This window comes from Pseudomonas putida W15Oct28 (assembly GCF_000708715.2).
In the GTDB taxonomy this organism is placed as follows: Bacteria; Pseudomonadota; Gammaproteobacteria; order Pseudomonadales; family Pseudomonadaceae; genus Aquipseudomonas; species Aquipseudomonas putida_R.
Genome location: NZ_JENB01000009.1, coordinates 163,248 through 183,687 on the forward strand (window position 1 = coordinate 163,248; position 20,440 = coordinate 183,687).

A 20,440-nucleotide genomic window follows, 5' to 3' on the forward strand; every position below is an offset into this window, starting at 1 on the left:
TGAAATCTTTCCCCCCACCCCCATATGAGTCTGCATCAGGCACTTTCGCCCCGCTGCGTGGAGACTCTCCCCTTGACCACCATCGTTTCTGTCCGCCGTAACGGCAAAGTCGTCATGGGCGGCGACGGCCAGGTATCCCTCGGCAACACCGTGATGAAAGGCAATGCCAAGAAAGTGCGCCGCCTGTACCACGGCCAGGTCATCGCCGGCTTCGCGGGTGCCACCGCCGATGCCTTCACCCTGTTCGAGCGCTTCGAAGCCCAGCTGGAAAAACACCAGGGCCACCTGGTCCGCGCCGCCGTCGAGCTGGCCAAGGAATGGCGTACCGACCGTTCCCTGAGCCGCCTGGAAGCCATGCTGGCCGTGGCCAACAAGGATGCCTCCCTGATCATCACCGGCAACGGTGACGTGGTCGAACCCGAAGACGGCCTGATCGCCATGGGTTCCGGTGGCGCCTACGCCCAGGCCGCAGCCCGCGCCCTGCTGAACAAGACCGACCTTTCGGCCCGTGAAATCGCTGAAACTGCCCTGAACATCGCCGGCGACATCTGCGTGTTCACCAACCACAACCTGACCATCGAGGAGCAGGACCTGGCCGACTGATTCAGTTGCTTTGGCGCCTCTTCCCGGTGAAGGGGCTTTTCCACGCTGACTCATCTGCCCAAGGACCCTATTGATCATGTCCATGACCCCCCGCGAGATCGTCCACGAACTCAACCGCCACATCATCGGCCAGGACGACGCCAAGCGCGCCGTGGCCATTGCCCTGCGCAACCGCTGGCGCCGGATGCAGCTGCCTGCCGAGCTGCGTGCCGAAGTGACCCCGAAGAACATCCTGATGATCGGCCCTACCGGCGTCGGCAAGACCGAAATCGCCCGTCGCCTGGCCAAGCTGGCCAACGCGCCGTTCCTCAAGGTCGAAGCCACCAAGTTCACCGAAGTGGGCTATGTGGGCCGCGACGTCGAGTCGATCATCCGTGACCTGGCCGACGCCGCGCTGAAGATGCTGCGCGAGCAGGAGATCATCCGCGTGCGCCACCGCGCCGAGGACGCCGCTGAAGACCGTATCCTCGATGCCCTGCTGCCGCAGGCGCGGGTCAGCAGCTTCACCGAAGAAGCCGCGCAGACCAGCAGCGATTCCAACACCCGCCAGCTGTTCCGCAAACGCCTGCGTGAAGGCCAGCTGGACGACAAGGAAATCGAAATCGAAGTGGCCGATGCCGTAGGCGTCGAAATTGCCGCGCCGCCCGGCATGGAAGAAATGACCAACCAGCTGCAAAGCCTGTTTGCCAACATGGGCAAAGGCAAGCGCAAGGCGCGCAAGCTGAAGGTGAAAGAAGCGCTGAAGATGGTTCGCGACGAAGAAGCGGGCCGCCTGGTCAACGAGGAAGAGCTCAAGGCCAAGGCCCTGGAAGCGGTCGAGCAGCACGGCATCGTGTTCATCGACGAAATCGACAAGGTTGCCAAGCGTGGCAACGTTGGCGGCGCAGACGTTTCCCGTGAAGGCGTGCAGCGCGACCTGCTGCCACTGATCGAAGGCTGCACCGTCAACACCAAGCTGGGCATGGTCAAGACCGACCACATCCTGTTCATTGCCTCGGGTGCGTTCCACCTGAGCAAGCCGAGCGACCTGGTGCCCGAGCTGCAAGGCCGCCTGCCGATCCGTGTCGAGCTGAAGGCACTGACCCCGGAAGACTTCGAGCGCATCCTGCAAGAGCCGCACGCTTCGCTGACCGAGCAGTACCAGGCCCTGCTGAAGACCGAAGGCCTGAACATCGAGTTCATCGGCGATGGCATCAAGCGCCTGGCCGAGATTGCCTACCAGGTCAACGAAAAGACCGAGAACATCGGTGCCCGCCGCTTGCACACCCTGCTTGAGCGCTTGCTCGAAGAGGTGTCGTTCAGCGCTGGCGACCTGGCCAGTGCCCATGACGAAACGCCGATCCGGATCGACGCTGCGTATGTGAACAGCCACCTGGGTGAACTGGCGCAGAACGAAGACCTGTCGCGCTACATCCTGTAAGACCGCAGGGGGCCGCTGTGCGGCCCTTTCGCGACACAAGGCCGCTCCTACAGGGGACCGCAATTTCCTGTAGGAGCGGCCTTGTGTCGCGATGGGCTGCAAAGCAGCCCCCTTGCACATTCCCCCAAATCTCCAGAAGCTGTGCTTCATCAGCTCCCGAGAGATTCCAGCCATGGCCCGCCTGCCCACCGCCATAAACCTGCACAAAGCCTCTAAAACCCTCACCCTCACCTACGCCCCCGGCGAGGTCTACCACCTGCCCGCCGAACTCCTGCGCGTGCACTCCCCCTCCGCCGAGGTCCAGGGCCACGGCAACCCCATCCTGCAATTTGGCAAGATCAACGTCGGCCTGGTCGGCCTGGAACCTGCCGGCCAATATGCACTGAAACTGACCTTCGACGACGGCCATGACAGCGGCCTGTTCACCTGGGAATACCTGGAACAGCTGTGCCTGCGCCAGGAACAGTTGTGGGCCGAATACCTCGACGAGCTGCACAAAGCCGGAAAGTCCCGCGACCCGGCCGAATCGGTGGTCAAGCTCATGCTCTAGCGCAAGGCCTGCAGGTTTTAGAGCGCATTTTCTAAATTCATCTGTTTGAATGACTTACAGACAGCCCAGTGAAGGGCTGTCTTGCGCATTACATGAAAGTCGGGTAACCAATGGGTGTGGCAAGTTCCCTGCATCACTTTGCAGGCAGTCAGAACCCCCGCAGCACCGCTGTTCCTTATCACTGGTCACCCGAGTAGCAGTACCGGGCTCAGGACTGTGCACCTGCCACAGCAACCGGTACTCGTCTCAGGACAACGGAGCGTCGTAGATGAGTAACAAGAACAACGATGAGCTGCAGCGGCAGGCCTCGGAAAACACCCTGGGGCTTAACCCGGTCATCGGCATTCGCCGCAAGGACCTGCTGAGTTCGGCACGCACCGTGCTGCGCCAGGCCGTGCGCCAACCGCTGCACAGCGCCAAGCATGTGGCCCACTTTGGCCTGGAGCTGAAGAACGTGCTGCTGGGCAAGTCCAGCCTGGCCCCGGAAAGCGACGACCGCCGGTTCAACGACCCGGCCTGGAGCAACAACCCGCTGTACCGCCGCTACCTGCAAACCTACCTGGCCTGGCGCAAGGAGCTGCAGGACTGGATCGGCAACAGCGACCTGCCACCCCAGGACATCAGCCGCGGCCAGTTCGTCATCAACCTGATGACCGAAGCCATGGCGCCGACCAATACCTTGTCCAACCCGGCAGCGGTCAAACGCTTCTTCGAAACAGGCGGCAAAAGCCTGCTCGATGGCCTGTCCAACCTGGCCAAGGACATGGTCAACAACGGCGGCATGCCCAGCCAGGTGAACATGGACGCCTTCGAGGTGGGCAAGAACCTGGGCACCAGTGAAGGCGCGGTGGTGTACCGCAACGATGTGCTCGAGCTGATCCAGTACAGCCCCATCACCGAACAGGTGCACGCCCGCCCGCTGCTGGTGGTGCCACCGCAGATCAACAAGTTCTACGTATTCGACCTGAGCCCGGAAAAGAGCCTGGCGCGCTACTGCCTGCGTTCGCAGCAGCAAACCTTCATCATCAGCTGGCGCAACCCGACCAAGGCCCAGCGTGAGTGGGGCCTGTCCACCTACATCGATGCGCTCAAGGAAGCCGTCGACGCGGTGCTGGCGATTACCGGCAGCAAAGACCTGAACATGCTCGGTGCCTGCTCTGGCGGCATCACCTGCACCGCGCTGGTGGGCCACTATGCCGCGATTGGCGAAAACAAGGTCAATGCCCTGACCCTGCTGGTCAGCGTGCTGGACACCACCATGGACAACCAGGTCGCATTGTTCGTCGACGAGCAGACCCTGGAAGCCGCCAAGCGCCACTCCTACCAGGCCGGCGTGCTGGAAGGCAGCGAGATGGCCAAGGTGTTCGCCTGGATGCGCCCCAACGATCTGATCTGGAACTACTGGGTGAACAACTACCTGCTCGGCAACGAGCCGCCGGTGTTCGACATCCTGTTCTGGAACAACGACACCACACGCCTGCCGGCCGCCTTCCACGGCGACCTGATCGAAATGTTCAAGAGCAACCCACTGATCCGCTCGGACGCACTGGAAGTGTGCGGCACGCCGATCGACCTGAAAAACGTGCACTGCGACATCTTCAGCGTTGCCGGCACCGCCGACCACATCACCCCGTGGCAATCGTGCTACCGCTCGGCGCACTTGTTTGGTGGCAAGATCGAGTTCGTGCTGTCCAACAGCGGCCACATCCAGAGCATCCTCAACCCGCCAGGCAACCCCAAGTCGCGCTTCATGACCGGTGCTGATCGCCCGGGTGACCCTCTGGCCTGGCAGGAAAACGCCACCAAGCACGCCGACTCCTGGTGGCTGCACTGGCAGAGCTGGCTGAGCGAACGTGCCGGGGAGCTGAAAAAAGCACCGACCCGCCTGGGCAACCGCGCGTATGCCGCTGGCGAAGCTTCACCAGGCACCTACGTTCACGAGCGTTGAGTTGCGTTGCCGTGGTCGCCATGAGGGCGCCACGGCACTTTTTTCACGACAGAGTCGAACGCATGCCGGAACCCTACATCTTCAGGACCGTCGAACTGGACGACCAGTCCATTCGCACCGCCGTGCGCCCGGGCAAGCCGCACCTGACACCGTTGCTGATCTTCAACGGCATCGGCGCCAACCTGGAGCTGGTGTTCCCGTTCATCGAGGCGCTGGACCCGGACCTGGAGGTCATCGCCTTCGACGTGCCCGGTGTGGGTGGTTCATCCACCCCGCGTCACCCTTATCGCTTTCCTGGCCTGGCCAAGCTGACCGCGCGCATGCTCGATTACCTGGACTACGGCCAGGTCAGCGCCATCGGTGTGTCCTGGGGCGGCGCCCTGGCCCAGCAGTTTGCCCACGACTACCCGGAGCGCTGCAAGAAACTGGTGCTGGCCGCCACTGCCGCCGGCGCAGTCATGGTGCCGGGCAAACCTAAAGTCTTGTGGATGATGGCCAGCCCCAGGCGCTACGTGCAGCCTTCCCATGTGATCCGCATAGCACCGCTGATCTACGGCGGCGCCTTCCGCCGCGACCCGGACCTGGCCATGCACCATGCGTCCAAGGTGCGCTCCGGCGGCAAGCTGGGCTACTACTGGCAGCTGTTTGCCGGCCTGGGCTGGACCAGCATCCACTGGCTGCACAAGATCCACCAGCCGACGCTGGTGCTGGCCGGTGACGACGACCCGCTGATCCCGCTGATCAACATGCGCCTGCTGGCCTGGCGGATTCCAAATGCCCAGCTACACATAATCGACGATGGCCACCTGTTCCTGATTACCCGGGCCGAGGCCGTCGCACCGATCATCATGAAGTTTCTCCAGGAAGAACGTCAGCGCGCGGTCATGCACCCGCGCCCCGCCTCTGGCGGTTGATTGTCGCTGCCCAAGCATCGGGTAAGACGAGGGAGTGTTGCCATGACAGACAAACCGGCCAAAGGAACGAAAACGCTTCCCGCCACCAGCATGAACGTGCAAAACGCCATACTCGGCCTGCGCGGGCGCGACCTGGTGTCGACCCTGCGCAGGGTCGGCCGCCACGGCTTGACCAACCCGCTGCACACGGCGCGGCACCTGTTGGCGTTCGGCAGCCAGCTGGGCCGCGTGATGCTGGGCGACACGCCCTACCAGCCCAACCCTCGGGACGGCCGCTTCAGCGACCCGACCTGGAGCCAGAACCCGTTTTATCGCCGGGGGCTGCAGGCCTATCTGGCCTGGCAGAAGCAGACGCGCCAATGGATCGACGAAAGCCACCTGGACGATGATGACCGGGCCCGTGCGCACTTTCTGTTCGGCATGATCAATGACGCCCTGGCACCGAGCAACTCGCTGCTCAACCCGCTGGCGGTCAAAGAGCTGCTGAACACCGGCGGGCAAAGCCTGGTGCGTGGCGTGGCCCACCTGCTCGACGACTTGCGCCACAATGACGGCCTGCCGCGCCAAGTGGACGAACGCGCCTTCGAGGTGGGTGGCAGCCTGGCGGCGACGCCCGGCGCGGTGGTGTTTCGCAACGAGCTGCTGGAGCTGATCCAGTACAAGCCGATGAGCGAAAAACAGCACGCCAGGCCCTTGCTGGTGGTGCCGCCGCAAATCAACAAGTTCTATATCTTCGACATGCAGGCGCACAACAGCTTCGTCCAGTACATGCTCAAGAACGGCCTGCAGGTGTTCATGATCAGTTGGCGCAACCCCGACCCGCGCCACCGCGAGTGGGGCCTGTCCTCCTACGTACAGGCCCTGGAAGAAGCACTCAACGCCTGCCGCAGCATCAGCGGCAACCGCGACCCCAACCTGATGGGTGCCTGCGCCGGCGGGCTGACCATGGCCGCCCTGCAGGGCCACCTGCAGGCCAAGCATCAGCTGCGCAAGATCCGCAGCGCCACTTACCTGGTCAGCCTGCTCGACAGCAAGTTCGACAGCCCGGCCAGCCTGTTCGCCGACGAGCAGACCGTCGAGGCCGCCAAGCGCCGTTCCTATCAACGGGGCGTGCTGGACGGCGGCGAAGTCGCCAGGATTTTCGCCTGGATGCGCCCCAACGACCTGATCTGGAACTACTGGGTCAACAACTACCTGTTGGGCAAAGCCCCACCCGCGTTCGACATCCTCTACTGGAACGCCGACAACACGCGCCTGCCCGCAGCACTGCACGGCGACTTGCTGGACTTTTTCAAGCACAACCCGCTCACCCACCCGGCTGGCCTTGAAGTGTGTGGCACGCCCATCGACCTCAAGCAGGTTGACCTGGACAGCTTTACCGTGGCCGGCAGCAACGATCACATCACCCCGTGGGACGCCGTGTATCGCTCGGCCTTGCTGCTCGGGGGCGACCGGCGTTTCGTGCTGGCCAACAGCGGGCACATCCAGAGCATCATCAACCCGCCGGGCAACCCCAAGGCCTACTACCTGGAAAACCCGAAACTTTCAGGGGACCCGCGCGCCTGGTTCTACGAGGCCAAACGCAGCGACGGCAGCTGGTGGCCCTTGTGGCTGGAATGGATCACGCCGCGCTCCGGCCCGCTCAAGGCTCCCCGTACCGAGCTGGGCAACAGTACCTATCCACTGCTCGGCCCGGCGCCAGGCACCTATGTCCTGACCCGATGAGCCCAACGACTGGATGAAGACCCGCGACCGTATCCTCGAATGCGCCCTGCAGCTGTTCAACCAGCAGGGCGAACCGAACGTATCCACCCTGGAGATTGCCAACGAACTGGGCATCAGCCCGGGCAACCTGTACTACCACTTCCACGGCAAGGAGCCCTTGGTGCTGGGCCTGTTCGAGCGCTTCGAGGATGCGCTGATGCCCCTGCTCGACCCGCCCCTGGACGTACGCCTGGAGGCTGAGGACTACTGGCTGTTCCTGCACCTGATTGTCGAGCACATGGCCCAGTACCGTTTTCTGTTCCAGGACCTGTCCAACCTCACCGGCCGCCTGCCCAAGCTGGCACGCGGCATGCGCAGCCTGATCAATGCCCTCAAGCGTACGCTGGCGGCGTTGCTGGCCAGCCTCAAGGGCCAGGGGTTGGTAGAGAGTGAGACCCAGGCGTTGGGGCAACTGGTGGAACAGATCTCAATGACGCTGCTGTTCTCGCTGGATTACCAGCGGGTGCTGGGGCGCGAGGCGGATGTGGGGATTGTGGTGTACCAGGTGATGATGCTGGTGGCGCCGCATCTGCAGGCCCAGGCGCGGGCAGCGGCGGAGCAGTTGGCGGTACGCTATCTGGAGGGGTAAACCTGCTGTTTCGGCGCTGGGGCCTTCGCGGGCATGCCCGCTCCCACAGGGCCAGCGCTGACCTGCTGATCGGCGCTGTTCCTGTGGCTCCCACAGGGACTGCACTGACTGGCTGATCGGCGCTGTTTCTGTGGGAGCGGGCAAGCCCGCGAAGAAGGCGACGCGGTATCAGATCAGGGTACCGGTGCCCGTTGGTGCCGATGGCGCGCTGCTGGCCGGGGCGGCGGCAGGTGCCGGTGCGGCGGTAGCGGCCGGTGCGGCGTTGGCCGCTGGGGCTGCTGGCTTGGCGGCGGCCGGTTTGGCCGGGGCTTTCTTCACCGCAGGTTTCTTCGCTGCCGCTGGCTTGGCCGCTGCCGGTTTCGCCGCAGGCTTGGCCGCTACAGGTTTGGCCGCAGGCTTGGCCGCTGCCGTTTTAGCTGCAGGTTTGGCCGCCGCGGTTTTCGCCGCAGGCTTGGTCGCTGCTGCCTTGGCCAGTGGTTTGGCCGCTGCCTTGCTCGCAGCCGGCTTGGCGGCGGCAGTGCGCGACGAAATCGGCGTAACCGAAGCACCGGTCAGCTTCTCGATCTGCTTGGTCAGGCTGTCCACCTGCTGGTGCAGGGCCTTGATCTCGTTGCGGCTCGGCACGCCCAGGCGCGAGATGGCGCTGTTCAGGCGCTTGTCGAAGGCCTCTTCGAGTTCGCTCCACTTGCCCAGCGCGAGGTCCTTCACGCCAGACACGCGCGAAGTGGTCGACGACTTGGCAGTTTCGGCGACATCTTCAGCCGTCTTCTTCGCCTGCTTCTCGGCCTTCTCGCCATCTTTCACCAGCGAGTCGAACAGCTTCGGGCCGTCCTGGTCGACTTTCGAATAGATACCCAGCCCCGCCAGCCAGATCTTGCGGGAGTACTTCTCGATCCCGCCGACCCAGGAGCTGCCTTCTTTTTCGGTATTCTTCTTGCCAGCCATCCTGCTCTCCTTATGGTTTGTGCGCGACGCGCTCAAGCAGCTCGTGCAGCTGTTCAAGCTTGACCGACAACGCCTCAACGTCATGTTTAGACGGAATGCCGAGGCGATTCAAGGCGCGCCCTACCCGTGCGTCGAAAGCTTTTTCGATCTTGTCGAGTTGAATTTCTACCTTGCCGCGTACGCGGCTGACTTCTTCAGCAGCTTCGTCGATCTGGTGGTTGGCAGCATCGAGCTCTTTGTCGATGCGTTTCTTGCCGCGCTTCTCGACGCCTTCGCCGGCCTTGACCAGCTCCTGGAAGTAGTCGGAGCCTTCCTGGCCGACCCGCGCATACGCGCCGATGCCAGCCAGCCAGATCTTGCGCGCGTAGCCACGCACTTCGCCCAGCGTACCCGGGGCGTCGTCCTTTTTCTTCACAGTCACTTTGGTCATGCTCTGTACCTCATGCTCATGAGTGGAGGAGAACCGCCCATGGAGGTTGGGCTTGAGCATAAGGTAGGGCCAGGAATTAGAATCTTCACCCTAAGATCGCCGCACTGATGTATCTACCGCAGCTGCTGCAGGCTGGCGTTCCAGCATTCGGCTCCCTTTTACCGGAGCCTTTGCCATGCCCCTGACACCGACCACGCCAGCTACATCGTTCAGGCAACGGGTAGCGATGCAGTTCGCCAATCGCCCCAGCTTGCGCGAGGTCGTTGCCGCCGCTGGCTTCGACGCACTCGCCGCACGCTACCCGTGGACCCGCAACAACCACCCGCAGTTGCGGTCGTTGAAGGGCTTCAGCATCCTGCCTGGCCCGGACGAAGAACCACCGACACAGCCAGGCAACCTGGTCGACACATTGCTTGAGCATTTCCTCACCGGCCAGCCCATGGCGCTCAAGCCCACGGACCAGCTCAGCCTGGACCCTCCCGCCATCTTTCGCCCCCAGGCAGCAGCGCCGACCATCGACATTCGCATGGGCGACCTGAACACGGCCTTCGACGATATGCTGGCGACCCTCTGCGAGGCATTTCAGCAGGCACAGGTCAGTTTCTGGAACAGCCGCGAAGGTGACTCGGATGTAACCCGCCTGCGCTGGATGCAGCAGGTGCTGAAGGCCGCACTGCTCGCCACGCTTGAACGCCAAGGCCTGGACAGCGATCAGAAAGCCTTGCTCTACGCCGTGCTCGCTCACACCAGCACATCGGCAAACGTGCAGGGTTTGCAGGTTTCGTTGAACACCCAGGGCAGCACGATGCATGAGGTATTGCCGGACCTGCTCGTCACTGGCAAAAAAGAGGCGCGCGACCTGGTCTTGTGGTGCAAACCCTCTGGCACCGTACGCGGCTTCAACGGGCTCCCGGCCTTCGCCGTCGCCTTGCGCGACGAGCTTTGCGAGCGACATGCGTTCGACACGATGTCCTGGGCCTGCACGGCACTGGCCGAAGACCCGTTCGGCTATCAGGCCCGGCAACTGCTCAACGCAATGCTGCAACAGATTGACCGCGTGCAACTGGGCGCTATGGAGCAAACCCGTGATATGGAGGATGTGTTCAGCCGGCTGAGCGATCCTTCATCAGCATTCCCGGCTTGCTTCCACCTCGAGCAATCGACACCCGCGATCACGCTGCCTGAGTGGCTGGAGAACGCCACGACGACGGATCGGTTCCAATACCACATGGCGCTGCTGGATCTGTCGGCAGAGCAAATGCTGGCACAGGGTGAATCATCCCTGGACGGCATCGAAGACTTGCAGCAATTCACGGTTCGCCGTCTACGCGAGCAAATGCGCGACGACCACCCGGCCCATGTGCCGTACGACCCTGATCAGGTGCAGATCACGATTTCACAGGTGGTGCAGGTGTCCTCTGCGGGGCCAGCGAGGCTTGAATACCTGAAAACCATCAGCCTGACCGAACTGGCCATCTCGCGCCTGCCCCTGGGCAGTGACCAGGTTGCTTCAGGCATTCAAATGGCCGATCAACAGGCGCCGAACGGCTGGCTGGACCTTGACTATGTCAATGCATTGGTCACCACCGTGGACGTTGGTGGCGTGTATCCGCAATTTGTTCACGACCAGTTGCAAGCGGGTGCCGACACCGACAAACGCCGCCAACACTTTGCCCAGGAATGGCGTGGCGCCCTGCGGCTGAGCGCGCTTCAGGCAAAGATCGCTGGGCAGTTGAGCGAACCAGCCTGGCAGGCAATCGCAGACTTTTGCCGCCGTAACGCCCATGTCAGCACATCGCTGAACCTGGCTGCGCTGGCATTCAACAGCGTGCCGGGTGGCCCGAAGGCCAACCGGGTGCATGGCATGTTCATCATCGAGGTGCCCGCCACAGGGACCTGGGTACTTTACCGCCCCATGTTCACAGCCCAGGCCGTCAGGCAGTTCGACAGCCCCCGGCAATTGATGACAGCCATCCGGACCGAGCACGCCTTGCAACAGCACATCCTCGCCTGGCTGGATGACGACGCCCACCCCATTTATGCCAATGATGGCTTCAGCCACCCGCACCTGCATGCCGGCCTCACTGAAATGGCTCACCTGCTGGGGCCCGGTTCCGCCATGGCCGCTGATGCCATTGAGCGCCTGAGGGCCCCTGTCACCCTGGCGTTCAAGCCATGGGTTGGCGATCTGGACAGGATGATGTTTGAGGCAAGGGCTGAGGTGCTGCTGTTGCTGGCCGCACGGCAGAGCACCTCGAATGCCCAGCAGCGCTGGGCGCTGGTCGTGCAGTTCGCATGGCTGGCGTTCAACACGGTCACGCCCCTGCTACGAGGGCCTGCCGGCCTGCTGGCCTGGTTGGTCACAGCCCTGCTCAGCATCAAGGATGACCTGACAGCACTGACCCAAGGCAGTACCGAAGAAAAGTTGCTCGCCGCTGCCGACATCCTGCTGAACCTGGCCATGCTGTTGGCCCATGGGCCAGGTACTACCAACCCCGAACCTGCACTGCCACCTCAACCCAGGCCGCGCCGCGTTTGGGGCGCAACTGCACAGCAGCCACCGGAGGAAGCAGCCTGGCACTCCCCCACCGAGCAACCCCGCCCTGCCGCGCTCAACGTCAGCCAATGGGGCCGCGACCAGCGGCTCGGCAACCTGCCCCGTGAAGCCCGCGCGGCGCTCGACACCCTGCGCGCCAAGGTCAGCCTGACCGGGCAGAGTGCGCTGGCCAGCGGCCGCATGCGTGGTTTGTACAAGGTTGACGAGCGTTACTACGTAAAGCTGCAGGATGTCGCCTACGAAGTCGAAGAGCGCTATAGCGGTATGCGCATCATTGGCCCACAAGTCAGCGAGAGCGAATGGTCGCAGACCTGGGGGGCAGAGCCGGACGGCTACTACATTGCTGGCCGCGAGCGCAGCAATGGGCCTTGGCTGACACGCTGGAACGGCGAATGGATGCTCGACCTGCAACTGGCGGGCGGCATGCCGAAAACGGCCAAGGCGCTGATCGACGAGAAAAAAGAAGCCTTCAGGAAAATGCTGGAAAGCCGAGTGGCCAATGACAAGAAACTCACCAGCACGGAAGCGTTCCTCGATGGCTACCTGGAACGTATAAAAACCTATGACCAGGCGCATCTGGCCTTCCAAAAGTCCCTGGATGATTTACCCGGCGTCACCCTCGACAACCTGCCGGACGAGCTGCAAGAACGGCGGCAAGCGCTACGGCTGCTGCGCAACGAGGCACACGCAAACATCGATATACTGGCACTCACCTACGAAAAACAGGCCGGGCTGATACGGGAGCAGGCGCAGCTTTACGCCAGCATGAGCGACCCGAAATACGCCAGGTTCGACCCCAAGGCCGCCGCTTCCTATGCCCGTGGCCAGTGGTGGGAGCAGTTGCTGACCGCCGACCTGCAGCAGTTCCGCCGCCTGCTCGACATGAATGACTATGAAGCGCTCAAGACCCAGTCACGCCGGCTTGTGCAGCTACCTTTCGGCCAGGAGCAGGCCCAGTTGTACCTGGGCTACAGCAAGAACGTCGAGGCCGCACTGGCTACCCATAGGCGCCTGTTCAACGTCAGCCAACGCCTCGACCAGAACCTCGTCGAGGCACTGACAGATGGGCAAATCCAGTTCTCAGGCAAGCGCAAGAAGCTCGATAGCATCATCAACAACCGGCGTTACTCGACGCTGATCACCAGGGCCCAGATTCTGAGCGACCTGAATCAGTTGACCGTGAACAGAGACCAACTGACCGCAGACAATTTCGAGAGCATCCTGCTCGCGCAAAAAAACCTGCGCGGCAGGTATCTGCATGAGGCACTGCTGAGCCACGACAGCCTGGCTGCGGCCAACCTCAAGCCAGAGCAGCAGAAGGAGCCGCTGGAAAGCGCGCTGCGCGAGTACAAACTGTCACTGGGCAATGCCGAGTATCTGCTGTCACGCAACATCCCGGCGGTGGACAGCAGCAAGCTCAATGAATACATCGCTGAACTGAATGCACTGATCAACCTCACGGAGCATGACCTTGCCTTCGTTTCTGCGGCAGCCGACGCGCAGGAGGCGGTGACCGAACAGCCGCTGACCCACAAGGTGCGCCCCGTCAGGCGCAAGGTCATTCGCACTGCCCGGGGCAGATCCCTGATCGTCGAGGAAGCCGAGGAAGGCAGCGAAGCCGTGCAGATCGACCCGCTGACCGAACAGACCGTTGCGCGTTATCAGCAACAGGGCGACCACTGGGAAGCAGTGCCGCAAAAGGTGCCAGCACCTGACTACGCTCGCCTGCGCCGTACCGGCAATGACCTGCTGGCGCAGAAAACCGCAAGGATCACCCATGCCTCCCGCCATCTGGACGGGCCCAACAGCCTGGCCGACCAGCTGGATTTCTATGTACAGGACATGTCGGAGGTCGCCGCGCAGTTGCGTACCGGCCCCGAGCAAGGCCACGCACTGGCCACCCGGCTGGATCAGGCAATTACCGAGGTACAGGCAGAAAAAAAGCGCCTGTTGACCAGCGCCTACCTTGGCACCCGGCACCCGGACAGCAAGGCCTTGCGTTTCCTGCTGGAAGCGCACGAGGTGGAAGTCAGATCGGGCAAAAGCCGCAAGAAGCTCAAGGCCAATGATTTTCTGGATGTGTATGACGTTTATCGTCTGCAACCCAGGCAGAAGCTCTGGGAGGCGCATTTCCACTACACCAGCGCCAATGCCGATGCCCGGCGCTTCGCCAAAGGGCACTTGAAGTTCCCGGACGCCATGAGCCGTGACGAGCAGTTGCAACGGGCCCTGGCGCCCACGGAGCGCTATCACATCTATCGGGGTGACCTGCGTCTGGAGCAGATCGAGGACCTTATCCCGTTCCCCGACAACTGACAGCAGCGGGTGTCAGGCCAGCGCCTTGTCCAGCGCCCGCTCGATTTCACCCTTGATGGTGCCGCTCATCATCGACAGCATCATGCCGAGCTTCAGCTCCACACGGATGATGTCTTCGCCAATGTGCACGCTGCCGTTGGCGCCGCTGCGTGCCACATCGACCCGGTCACCGTTCCAGGTGGCCTTGAGGTCGTATTCGCGGCTGAGCTTGTCGACCAGCGCTTGCGCCTTGGCGCGGGCAGCATCGCGGCCGAGGGAGTGTTTGCGTTCGACGCTGATCTGGGTCATGCGGGTGTTCCTGAAGATGAAGACATAATTGGCATTATGCCCGCCCCTGCCCACTGGCACACCCCGCCAAGACAAATCCGCCCGTTCGCCCTAGAATGGCGGTAATTTTTTCCGGTGAAGCGATATGAACGACCAGCGCAAAGGCGACCACGCCGAACCCACCACCCACTTTGGCTACCAGGACGTACCTGAAAGCCAGAAGGCGAAAAAAGTCGCCGAAGTGTTCCACTCTGTGGCAGCCAAGTACGACCTGATGAACGATGTGCTGTCCGGCGGCATGCACCGCCTGTGGAAGCGCTTTACCATCGAGCTGTCGGGCGTGCGCAGCGGCAACCGGGTGCTGGACATCGCCGGCGGTACCGGTGACCTGGCCGCCAAGTTCTCGCGCCTGGTCGGCCCGACGGGCCAGGTGGTGCTGGCCGACATCAACGATTCGATGCTCAAGGTTGGCCGTGACCGCCTGCTGGACCGTGGTGTGGCCGGCAACATCGAGTTCGTCCAGGCCGACGCCGAAAAACTGCCGTTCCCGGACAACCACTTCGACTGCGTGACCATCGCTTTCGGCCTGCGCAACGTCACCCACAAGGACGAAGCCATCCGTTCGATGCTGCGCGTGCTCAAGCCCGGTGGCCGCCTGCTGATCCTGGAATTCTCCAAACCGACCAGCAAGCTGATGTCCAAGGCCTACGACGCCTATTCGTTCGCCTTCATGCCGCTGGCCGGCAAGCTGATCACCAACGACTCGGAAAGCTACCGTTACCTCGCCGAATCGATCCGCATGCACCCGGACCAGGAAACCCTGAAGAGCATGATGGTCGAGGCCGGTTTCGACCGCGTCACCTACCACAACATGACCAGCGGCATCGTTGCCGTGCACCGGGGGATCAAACCCTGATGCTGCTGGCCGGGCTGCTCGCCAGCGTCGAACATGGCCTGAACCGCGTCCTGCGCATGGACAGCACGGCCCTGCCGCGGCTGGCCGCGCTGGAAGGCAAGGTCATCGAGATCGACTGCCGCCAACCGGCCCTGCAGGTCTTCATCCTGCCCGATGAAGACGGCCTGATGCTCGCCGCCCACTGGGAAGGCGAGGTCGACTGCAGCCTGCGCGCACCGGCCGGCAGCCTGGTGCAACTGGCCCTGGCCAGTGACAAGACCGCCGTGCTGCACAGCCCACAGGTCGAACTGCATGGCGACAGCGCCGTGCTGCTCGACCTGTTCGGCGTACTGCAGGACCTGGAGCTGGACTGGGAGCACGAGCTGCAACGCTGGCTCGGCCCGGTCGCCACGGCAATGCTGGCAGGCCACATCCGCCTGCGTGCACGCTGGACCCGCCAGGGCCTGGCGCGCTTCAGCCAAAACCTTTCCGAGTACCTGGCCGAAGAGTCCCGCACCCTGGTAGGCAAGCGCGAAGCCGAAGCCGCCTTCAGCGAACTCGATGCACTGAAGCTCGACACAGAACGCCTCGAGGCGCGCCTCAAGCGCCTCTCCCGATCCCTTGATACCAGCGAAAACGCATGAAGCTGCTCGCCGTCCGCCGTCTTTTTCGCATCCAGCGTGTGGTGATCCGCTACCGTCTCGATGACCTGCTGTTCGAACAGCCATTGCTGCCCTGGTGGCTGGCCAGCCTGCGCCTGCTGATGCCGTGGCGCTGGCTGCCACGCAAACCCACCGAACTCAGCCGTGGCGCGCGCCTGCGCCTGGCGCTGCAGGACCTGGGCCCGATCTTCATCAAGTTCGGCCAGTTGCTGTCCACCCGTCGCGACCTGCTGCCCACCGACATCGCCGACGAGCTGATGCTGCTGCAGGACCGCGTGCCGCCGTTCGACCCGAAACAGGCCGTGGCACTGATTGAAGCGCAGCTGGGCGCGAAGGTTGGCGAGGTGTTCAGCCGTTTCGACGTCGAACCGCTGGCCTCGGCCTCGGTGGCCCAGGTACACGCCGCACGCCTGAAAACCGGCGAAGAGGTGGTGGTCAAGGTGGTACGCCCGGGCCTGAAGCCGGTCATCGCCCAGGACCTGGCCTGGCTGTTCCTGATCGCCAAGGCTGCCGAACGTGCTTCGGCCGATGCCCGCCGCCTGCACCCGGTGGAAATCGTCGGCGACTACGAAAAAACCATCTACGACGAGCTCGACCTGCTGCGCGAGGCTGCCAACGCCAGCCAGCTGCGGCGCAACTTCGAAGGCTCCGAGCTGATGTACGTGCCCCAGGTCTACTGGGACCTGTGCCGCCCGAAAGTGCTGGTGATGGAGCGCATCTACGGCGTGCCGGTCACCGACATGGCCACCCTGGCCGACCAGCGTACCGACATGAAGCTGCTCGCTGAGCGCGGCGTAGAGGTGTTCTTCACCCAGGTGTTCCGCGACAGCTTCTTCCATGCCGACATGCACCCGGGCAACATCTTCGTCAGCACGGTCAAGCCGTGGAGCCCGCAGTACATCGCCATCGACTGCGGCATCGTCGGCAGCCTCACCGCCGAGGACCAGGATTACCTGGCGCGCAACCTGATTGCCTTCTTCAAGCGTGACTACCGCCGCGTCGCTCAGTTGCACATCGACTCGGGCTGGGTGCCGGCACACACCAAGGTCAACGAATTCGAAGCGGCAATCCGCACCGTGTGCGAGCCGATCTTCGAAAAACCGTTGAAGGATATTTCCTTCGGCCAGGTGCTGATGCGCCTGTTCCAGACCGCGCGGCGCTTCAACATGGAAGTGCAGCCGCAGCTGGTGCTGCTGCAGAAGACCCTGCTCAACATCGAGGGCCTGGGCCGCCAGCTGTACCCCGACCTGGACCTGTGGAGCACCGCCAAACCGTTCCTTGAGCGCTGGATGCGCGACCGCTACAGCCCCAAGGCCGTGTTCGGCAACATTCATGGCCAGGTCGAGCAGCTGCCACACCTGGCCAACATGGCCCGCGATCTGCTCGAACGCCTGTCGCAGCCACACCTGAACGATCCGCAACTGCCGGAACGCCGCCGCCAGGGTGACCGCTGGGCGCTCCGCCTGCTGGGCGCCGGACTGCTCGGTGGCGGCGCGGTGCTGGCCGCTGGCGCCGCCGAGGCCGCCAGCCTGGCCGCCCCTGCTGCCTGGCCGGCCTGGCTGATGCTGGCTGCAGGCCTTTACCTGATCGTGCGCCAATAGCCAGCCGCGCCTGTGGCTGGCACACTAGCGCAAAGGGCCCGATACAGGAGCGGGCCCGCTTTGGAGTCGACGATGAAAGACTGGCTGGACGAGATCAAGTGGAACAGCGATGGCCTGGTACCGGCAATCGCCCAGGACCACAAGACCGGACGCGTGCTGATGATGGCCTGGATGAACCGTGAATCGCTGGCCCTGACCGCCACCGAGCAACGCGCCATCTACTGGTCGCGTTCGCGTGGCAAGCTGTGGCGTAAAGGCGAGGAATCCGGGCACGTGCAGAAACTGCATGAGCTGCGCCTGGACTGCGACGCCGACGTGATCATCCTGATGGTCGAGCAACTGGGCCATATCGCCTGCCATACCGGCCGTGAAAGCTGTTTCTACCGCGTCTTTGAAGACGGCCAGTGGAAAATCGTCGACCCGGTCCTGAAGGACCCGGATGCCATCTACAGCGCAGGACACTGACATGAGCGACACCCTCAACCGCCTGGCCGAAGTGCTTGAAGAACGCAAGCAAGCGGCGCCTGACAGCTCCTACGTGGCCAGCCTGTACCACAAGGGCCTGAACAAGATCCTCGAAAAGCTCGGCGAAGAGTCGGTCGAAACGATCATTGCCGCCAAGGATGCTGCCGTCAGCAAGGATTACAGCGATGTCATCTACGAAACCGCCGACCTGTGGTTTCATAGCCTGGTGATGCTCAGCGCGCTGGGCCAGCATCCACAAGCCGTGCTCGACGAACTGGATCGCCGTTTCGGGCTTTCGGGGCACGATGAGAAGGCCGCACGCCAGCCATCTGCCTGATGTTTTTGGGGGCACTGCATGCCCCTGTGGGAGCGGGTTCACCCGCGAAGAATGCAACGCGGTATATGGCACCGGCTGCGCCGGTGTTCGCGGGTAAACCCGCTCCCACAAGGGATCGCGCTGCCAGACAGATTTGCTGTACCTGTAAATTTCAGGAGTACGAAATGGGTATTTTTGACTGGAAACACTGGATCGTCCTGCTGGTCGTCGTGGTCCTGGTGTTCGGCACCAAGAAGCTGAAAAACTTCGGCAGTGACCTGGGCGAATCGATAAAGGGCTTCCGCAAGGCCATGAACGAAGAAGAGATCAAGCCGGCCGAGCAGACTCCGCCGCCTGCCCAGCCTGTGCCACCGGTGCAAAACACCGCCCAGCCGCAGGGCCATACCATCGAAGGCCAGGCCCAACCGGTCCAAGAGCCGCAACGGAAAGACTGACCCATGTTCGGCATCAGTTTCAGCGAGCTGCTACTCGTAGGCTTGGTCGCCTTGCTGGTGCTCGGCCCCGAGCGCCTGCCCGGTGCCGCGCGCACCGCAGGCCTGTGGATCGGCCGGCTCAAACGCAGCTTCAACAGCATCAAGATGGAAGTCGAGCGCGAAATTGGCGCCGACGACATCCGCCGCCAGTTGCACAACGAGCACATCCTGCAGATGGAAGAGGAAGCCAGGCGCATCCTCAACCCGATGACCCCATCGGCGCAGCCGCCCGTAACCACGGCCAGCGTGCAGCCGCCTGCCGGGCTTGAGGCCAGGCCGGTCGATACACCTGCCGCCCCGGCCGCGCCTTCTGAACCGCCTCAACCGCCGCGAGCCCCATGAGCGAAAATCCGGAACACGACCAGCCAATGCCGCTGGTCTCGCACCTGACCGAACTGCGCACCCGCCTGCTGCGATGCGTTGCCGTCATTTTCCTGATCTTTGCCGGGCTGTTTTCCTTCGCCCAGCAGATCTACACCTTGGTCTCGGCGCCGCTGCGCGACCATTTGCCGGCCAACGCGACGATGATCGCCACCGATGTGGCCTCGCCGTTCCTGACGCCGTTCAAGCTGACCATGATCGTCTCGCTGTTCCTGGCGATCCCGTTCATCCTGCAGCAGATCTGGGGCTTCATCGCACCGGGTCTGTACCGCCATGAAAGGCGCATCGCCATTCCGCTGCTGGTGTCGAGCATTCTGCTGTTCTACGCCGGTATGGCCTTTGCCTATTTCCTGGTGTTCCCGCTGATGTTCAGTTTCTTTGCCGCCGCCACCCCGGCAGGCGTGGCAATGATGACCGACATCGCCAACTACCTCGACTTCGTGATGACGCTGTTCTTCGCCTTTGGCGTCGCCTTCGAAATCCCGGTGGCAGTGGTGCTGCTGGTGTGGATCGGCGTGGTCGACGTGAAGTACCTGAAGAAGATCCGCCCTTACGTGATCATCGGCTGCTTCGTGGTCGGCATGATCCTCACCCCGCCGGACATCTTCTCCCAGACCCTGCTGGCCGTGCCCATGTGGCTGCTGTTCGAGGTTGGCGTGCTGTGCGGTAGCCTGATCCGCAAGCGCAGCGCCCACGACGAAGAAGCCAACGACCACAACGATCAGCCACCAGCGACCCAACCGTGAATCTGTTGCTCCTTGAAGAGGCCGACTTCGTCTCGGCCGACCGCGTCGTTCTTGCTGATCGGCGTTTCACCCACATGCAGGAAATCCACCGTGTTGCGGTGGGCGACAACCTGCGCGTGGGCCGCATCAATGGCCTGATGGGCAAAGCCACGGTGCTGCGCCTGGAAAAGCACGAAGCCGAACTTGAAGTGGCGTTCGACCAACCGCCACCGGCCAAGCTGCCGTTGACCCTGATACTGGCGGTGCCGCGACCAAAAATGCTGCGGCGGCTGTTCCAGACCGTGGCCACCCTCGGCGTATCGCGGCTGATCCTGGTGAACAGCTACAAGGTCGAGAAAAGCTTCTGGCAAACGCCGTTCCTGCAGCCCGAGAGCATTCGCGACAACCTGATCCTCGGCCTGGAACAGGCGCGTGACACGGTGCTGCCCGAGGTGATCATCGAAAAACGCTTCAAGCCTTTCGTCGAAGACCGCCTGCCCGCCATCGCCGCTGGTACCCTGGGCCTGGTCGGCCACCCCGGCCCCTACCCCGCCTGCCCGCGTGCCGTGGAACAAACCGTAACCCTGGCCATCGGCCC

The 20,440-nt window shown here is 62.9% G+C and carries 20 protein-coding genes; 17 read left to right on the forward strand and 3 right to left on the reverse strand.

Annotation, left to right across the window (positions count from 1 at the left end; all coding sequences use genetic code 11):
- Positions 1-72: 72 nt before the first annotated feature.
- The 7 genes from hslV (at position 73) to AK81_RS08635 (ending at position 7,788) form a co-directional block, all read left to right on the forward strand.
- Positions 73-603 (forward strand): ATP-dependent protease subunit HslV, encoded by a 531-nt coding sequence (gene hslV / locus AK81_RS08605; RefSeq protein ID WP_043198280.1) that lies wholly within the window; start codon positions 73-75, stop codon positions 601-603.
- Positions 604-679: 76 nt separating this feature from the next.
- Positions 680-2,023 (forward strand): ATP-dependent protease ATPase subunit HslU, encoded by a 1,344-nt coding sequence (gene hslU / locus AK81_RS08610; protein ID WP_043198282.1) that lies wholly within the window; start codon positions 680-682, stop codon positions 2,021-2,023.
- A gap of 172 nt (positions 2,024-2,195) precedes the next feature.
- Positions 2,196-2,573: a gamma-butyrobetaine hydroxylase-like domain-containing protein gene (locus tag AK81_RS08615; protein ID WP_016489550.1), complete on the forward strand. Its 378-nt coding sequence runs from the start codon at positions 2,196-2,198 to the stop codon at positions 2,571-2,573.
- A gap of 268 nt (positions 2,574-2,841) precedes the next feature.
- On the forward strand, positions 2,842-4,521 hold the full coding sequence (phaC, locus tag AK81_RS08620) for a class II poly(R)-hydroxyalkanoic acid synthase (RefSeq protein WP_043198283.1): 1,680 nt from the start codon (positions 2,842-2,844) through the stop codon (positions 4,519-4,521).
- A 62-nt stretch (positions 4,522-4,583) separates the two neighbouring features.
- Positions 4,584-5,435, forward strand: coding sequence for a poly(3-hydroxyalkanoate) depolymerase (gene phaZ, locus AK81_RS08625; RefSeq protein ID WP_016501982.1), 852 nt, complete (start codon positions 4,584-4,586; stop codon positions 5,433-5,435).
- A gap of 42 nt (positions 5,436-5,477) precedes the next feature.
- Positions 5,478-7,160, forward strand: coding sequence for a class II poly(R)-hydroxyalkanoic acid synthase (gene phaC, locus AK81_RS08630; protein ID WP_043198284.1), 1,683 nt, complete (start codon positions 5,478-5,480; stop codon positions 7,158-7,160).
- Between the two features lie 13 nt (positions 7,161-7,173).
- On the forward strand, positions 7,174-7,788 hold the full coding sequence (locus AK81_RS08635) for a TetR/AcrR family transcriptional regulator (RefSeq protein WP_043198286.1): 615 nt from the start codon (positions 7,174-7,176) through the stop codon (positions 7,786-7,788).
- 168 nt (positions 7,789-7,956) lie between these two features.
- Here the strand turns inward: AK81_RS08635 and AK81_RS08640 are convergent, their stop codons facing one another.
- Together AK81_RS08640 and AK81_RS08645 are read right to left on the reverse strand one after the other, a co-directional pair.
- Entirely contained in the window at positions 7,957-8,733 is a 777-nt protein-coding gene (locus AK81_RS08640; protein ID WP_043198288.1) for a phasin family protein, read from the reverse strand.
- 10 nt (positions 8,734-8,743) lie between these two features.
- Positions 8,744-9,163 (reverse strand): phasin family protein, encoded by a 420-nt coding sequence (locus tag AK81_RS08645; protein ID WP_043198290.1) that lies wholly within the window; start codon positions 9,161-9,163, stop codon positions 8,744-8,746.
- A gap of 175 nt (positions 9,164-9,338) precedes the next feature.
- On the opposite strand from AK81_RS08645, the gene AK81_RS08650 reads away from it, so the two are divergent.
- On the forward strand, positions 9,339-14,036 hold the full coding sequence (locus AK81_RS08650) for a DUF6543 domain-containing protein (RefSeq protein WP_043198292.1): 4,698 nt from the start codon (positions 9,339-9,341) through the stop codon (positions 14,034-14,036).
- 12 nt (positions 14,037-14,048) lie between these two features.
- Here AK81_RS08650 and AK81_RS08655 read toward each other — a convergent pair whose 3' ends face one another.
- Positions 14,049-14,324, reverse strand: a complete 276-nt coding sequence (locus AK81_RS08655; RefSeq protein WP_019472591.1) for a polyhydroxyalkanoic acid system family protein — start codon at positions 14,322-14,324, stop codon at positions 14,049-14,051.
- Positions 14,325-14,448: 124 nt separating this feature from the next.
- On the opposite strand from AK81_RS08655, the gene ubiE reads away from it, so the two are divergent.
- From ubiE to AK81_RS08700, 9 genes are all read left to right on the forward strand, one after another.
- A complete protein-coding gene (gene ubiE, locus AK81_RS08660; RefSeq protein ID WP_043198296.1) occupies positions 14,449-15,219 on the forward strand; it encodes a bifunctional demethylmenaquinone methyltransferase/2-methoxy-6-polyprenyl-1,4-benzoquinol methylase UbiE in 771 nt (256 codons plus the stop codon).
- On the forward strand, positions 15,219-15,842 hold the full coding sequence (locus tag AK81_RS08665; protein WP_043198298.1) for a ubiquinone biosynthesis accessory factor UbiJ: 624 nt from the start codon (positions 15,219-15,221) through the stop codon (positions 15,840-15,842). The genes ubiE and AK81_RS08665 overlap by 1 nt, the downstream gene beginning before the upstream one ends.
- Positions 15,839-17,461: a ubiquinone biosynthesis regulatory protein kinase UbiB gene (gene ubiB / locus AK81_RS08670; RefSeq protein WP_043198301.1), complete on the forward strand. Its 1,623-nt coding sequence runs from the start codon at positions 15,839-15,841 to the stop codon at positions 17,459-17,461. The genes AK81_RS08665 and ubiB overlap by 4 nt, the downstream gene beginning before the upstream one ends.
- Before the next feature lie 72 nt (positions 17,462-17,533).
- Positions 17,534-17,926 (forward strand): phosphoribosyl-AMP cyclohydrolase, encoded by a 393-nt coding sequence (hisI, locus tag AK81_RS08675; protein WP_019472588.1) that lies wholly within the window; start codon positions 17,534-17,536, stop codon positions 17,924-17,926.
- A 1-nt stretch (position 17,927) separates the two neighbouring features.
- Positions 17,928-18,263, forward strand: coding sequence for a phosphoribosyl-ATP diphosphatase (locus tag AK81_RS08680; RefSeq protein WP_016489563.1), 336 nt, complete (start codon positions 17,928-17,930; stop codon positions 18,261-18,263).
- A 164-nt stretch (positions 18,264-18,427) separates the two neighbouring features.
- On the forward strand, positions 18,428-18,697 hold the full coding sequence (locus AK81_RS08685; RefSeq protein ID WP_043198303.1) for a twin-arginine translocase TatA/TatE family subunit: 270 nt from the start codon (positions 18,428-18,430) through the stop codon (positions 18,695-18,697).
- 3 nt (positions 18,698-18,700) lie between these two features.
- On the forward strand, positions 18,701-19,078 hold the full coding sequence (gene tatB, locus AK81_RS08690; protein WP_043198304.1) for a Sec-independent protein translocase protein TatB: 378 nt from the start codon (positions 18,701-18,703) through the stop codon (positions 19,076-19,078).
- Positions 19,075-19,863 carry a twin-arginine translocase subunit TatC gene (tatC, locus tag AK81_RS08695; RefSeq protein ID WP_043198305.1) on the forward strand — a complete coding sequence of 263 codons (789 nt, stop codon included), beginning with the start codon at positions 19,075-19,077 and terminating at the stop codon, positions 19,861-19,863. Before tatB ends, tatC begins: the two co-directional genes overlap by 4 nt.
- Positions 19,860-20,440 (forward strand): 16S rRNA (uracil(1498)-N(3))-methyltransferase (locus AK81_RS08700; RefSeq protein WP_043198306.1); only part of this gene is annotated, 581 nt, incomplete at its 3' end. The genes tatC and AK81_RS08700, both read left to right, overlap by 4 nt.

Excerpts from the sequence above, each read along its gene's own strand:
- AK81_RS08645 (WP_043198290.1), bottom strand. The coding sequence starts at position 9,163 with ATGACCAAAGTGACTGTGAAGAAAAAGGACGACGCCCCGGGTACGCTG.
- phaC (WP_043198284.1), top strand. The coding sequence starts at position 5,478 with ATGACAGACAAACCGGCCAAAGGAACGAAAACGCTTCCCGCCACCAGC.
- phaC (WP_043198283.1), top strand. The coding sequence starts at position 2,842 with ATGAGTAACAAGAACAACGATGAGCTGCAGCGGCAGGCCTCGGAAAAC.
- AK81_RS08650 (WP_043198292.1), top strand. The coding sequence starts at position 9,339 with ATGCCCCTGACACCGACCACGCCAGCTACATCGTTCAGGCAACGGGTA.
- phaZ (WP_016501982.1), top strand. The coding sequence starts at position 4,584 with ATGCCGGAACCCTACATCTTCAGGACCGTCGAACTGGACGACCAGTCC.
- ubiB (WP_043198301.1), top strand. The coding sequence starts at position 15,839 with ATGAAGCTGCTCGCCGTCCGCCGTCTTTTTCGCATCCAGCGTGTGGTG.
- AK81_RS08685 (WP_043198303.1), top strand. The coding sequence starts at position 18,428 with ATGGGTATTTTTGACTGGAAACACTGGATCGTCCTGCTGGTCGTCGTG.
- hslU (WP_043198282.1), top strand. The coding sequence starts at position 680 with ATGTCCATGACCCCCCGCGAGATCGTCCACGAACTCAACCGCCACATC.
- AK81_RS08615 (WP_016489550.1), top strand. The coding sequence starts at position 2,196 with ATGGCCCGCCTGCCCACCGCCATAAACCTGCACAAAGCCTCTAAAACC.
- ubiE (WP_043198296.1), top strand. The coding sequence starts at position 14,449 with ATGAACGACCAGCGCAAAGGCGACCACGCCGAACCCACCACCCACTTT.
- AK81_RS08655 (WP_019472591.1), bottom strand. The coding sequence starts at position 14,324 with ATGACCCAGATCAGCGTCGAACGCAAACACTCCCTCGGCCGCGATGCT.
- tatB (WP_043198304.1), top strand. The coding sequence starts at position 18,701 with ATGTTCGGCATCAGTTTCAGCGAGCTGCTACTCGTAGGCTTGGTCGCC.
- AK81_RS08640 (WP_043198288.1), bottom strand. The coding sequence starts at position 8,733 with ATGGCTGGCAAGAAGAATACCGAAAAAGAAGGCAGCTCCTGGGTCGGC.
- AK81_RS08635 (WP_043198286.1), top strand. The coding sequence starts at position 7,174 with ATGAAGACCCGCGACCGTATCCTCGAATGCGCCCTGCAGCTGTTCAAC.
- AK81_RS08680 (WP_016489563.1), top strand. The coding sequence starts at position 17,928 with ATGAGCGACACCCTCAACCGCCTGGCCGAAGTGCTTGAAGAACGCAAG.
- tatC (WP_043198305.1), top strand. The coding sequence starts at position 19,075 with ATGAGCGAAAATCCGGAACACGACCAGCCAATGCCGCTGGTCTCGCAC.
- AK81_RS08665 (WP_043198298.1), top strand. The coding sequence starts at position 15,219 with ATGCTGCTGGCCGGGCTGCTCGCCAGCGTCGAACATGGCCTGAACCGC.
- hisI (WP_019472588.1), top strand. The coding sequence starts at position 17,534 with ATGAAAGACTGGCTGGACGAGATCAAGTGGAACAGCGATGGCCTGGTA.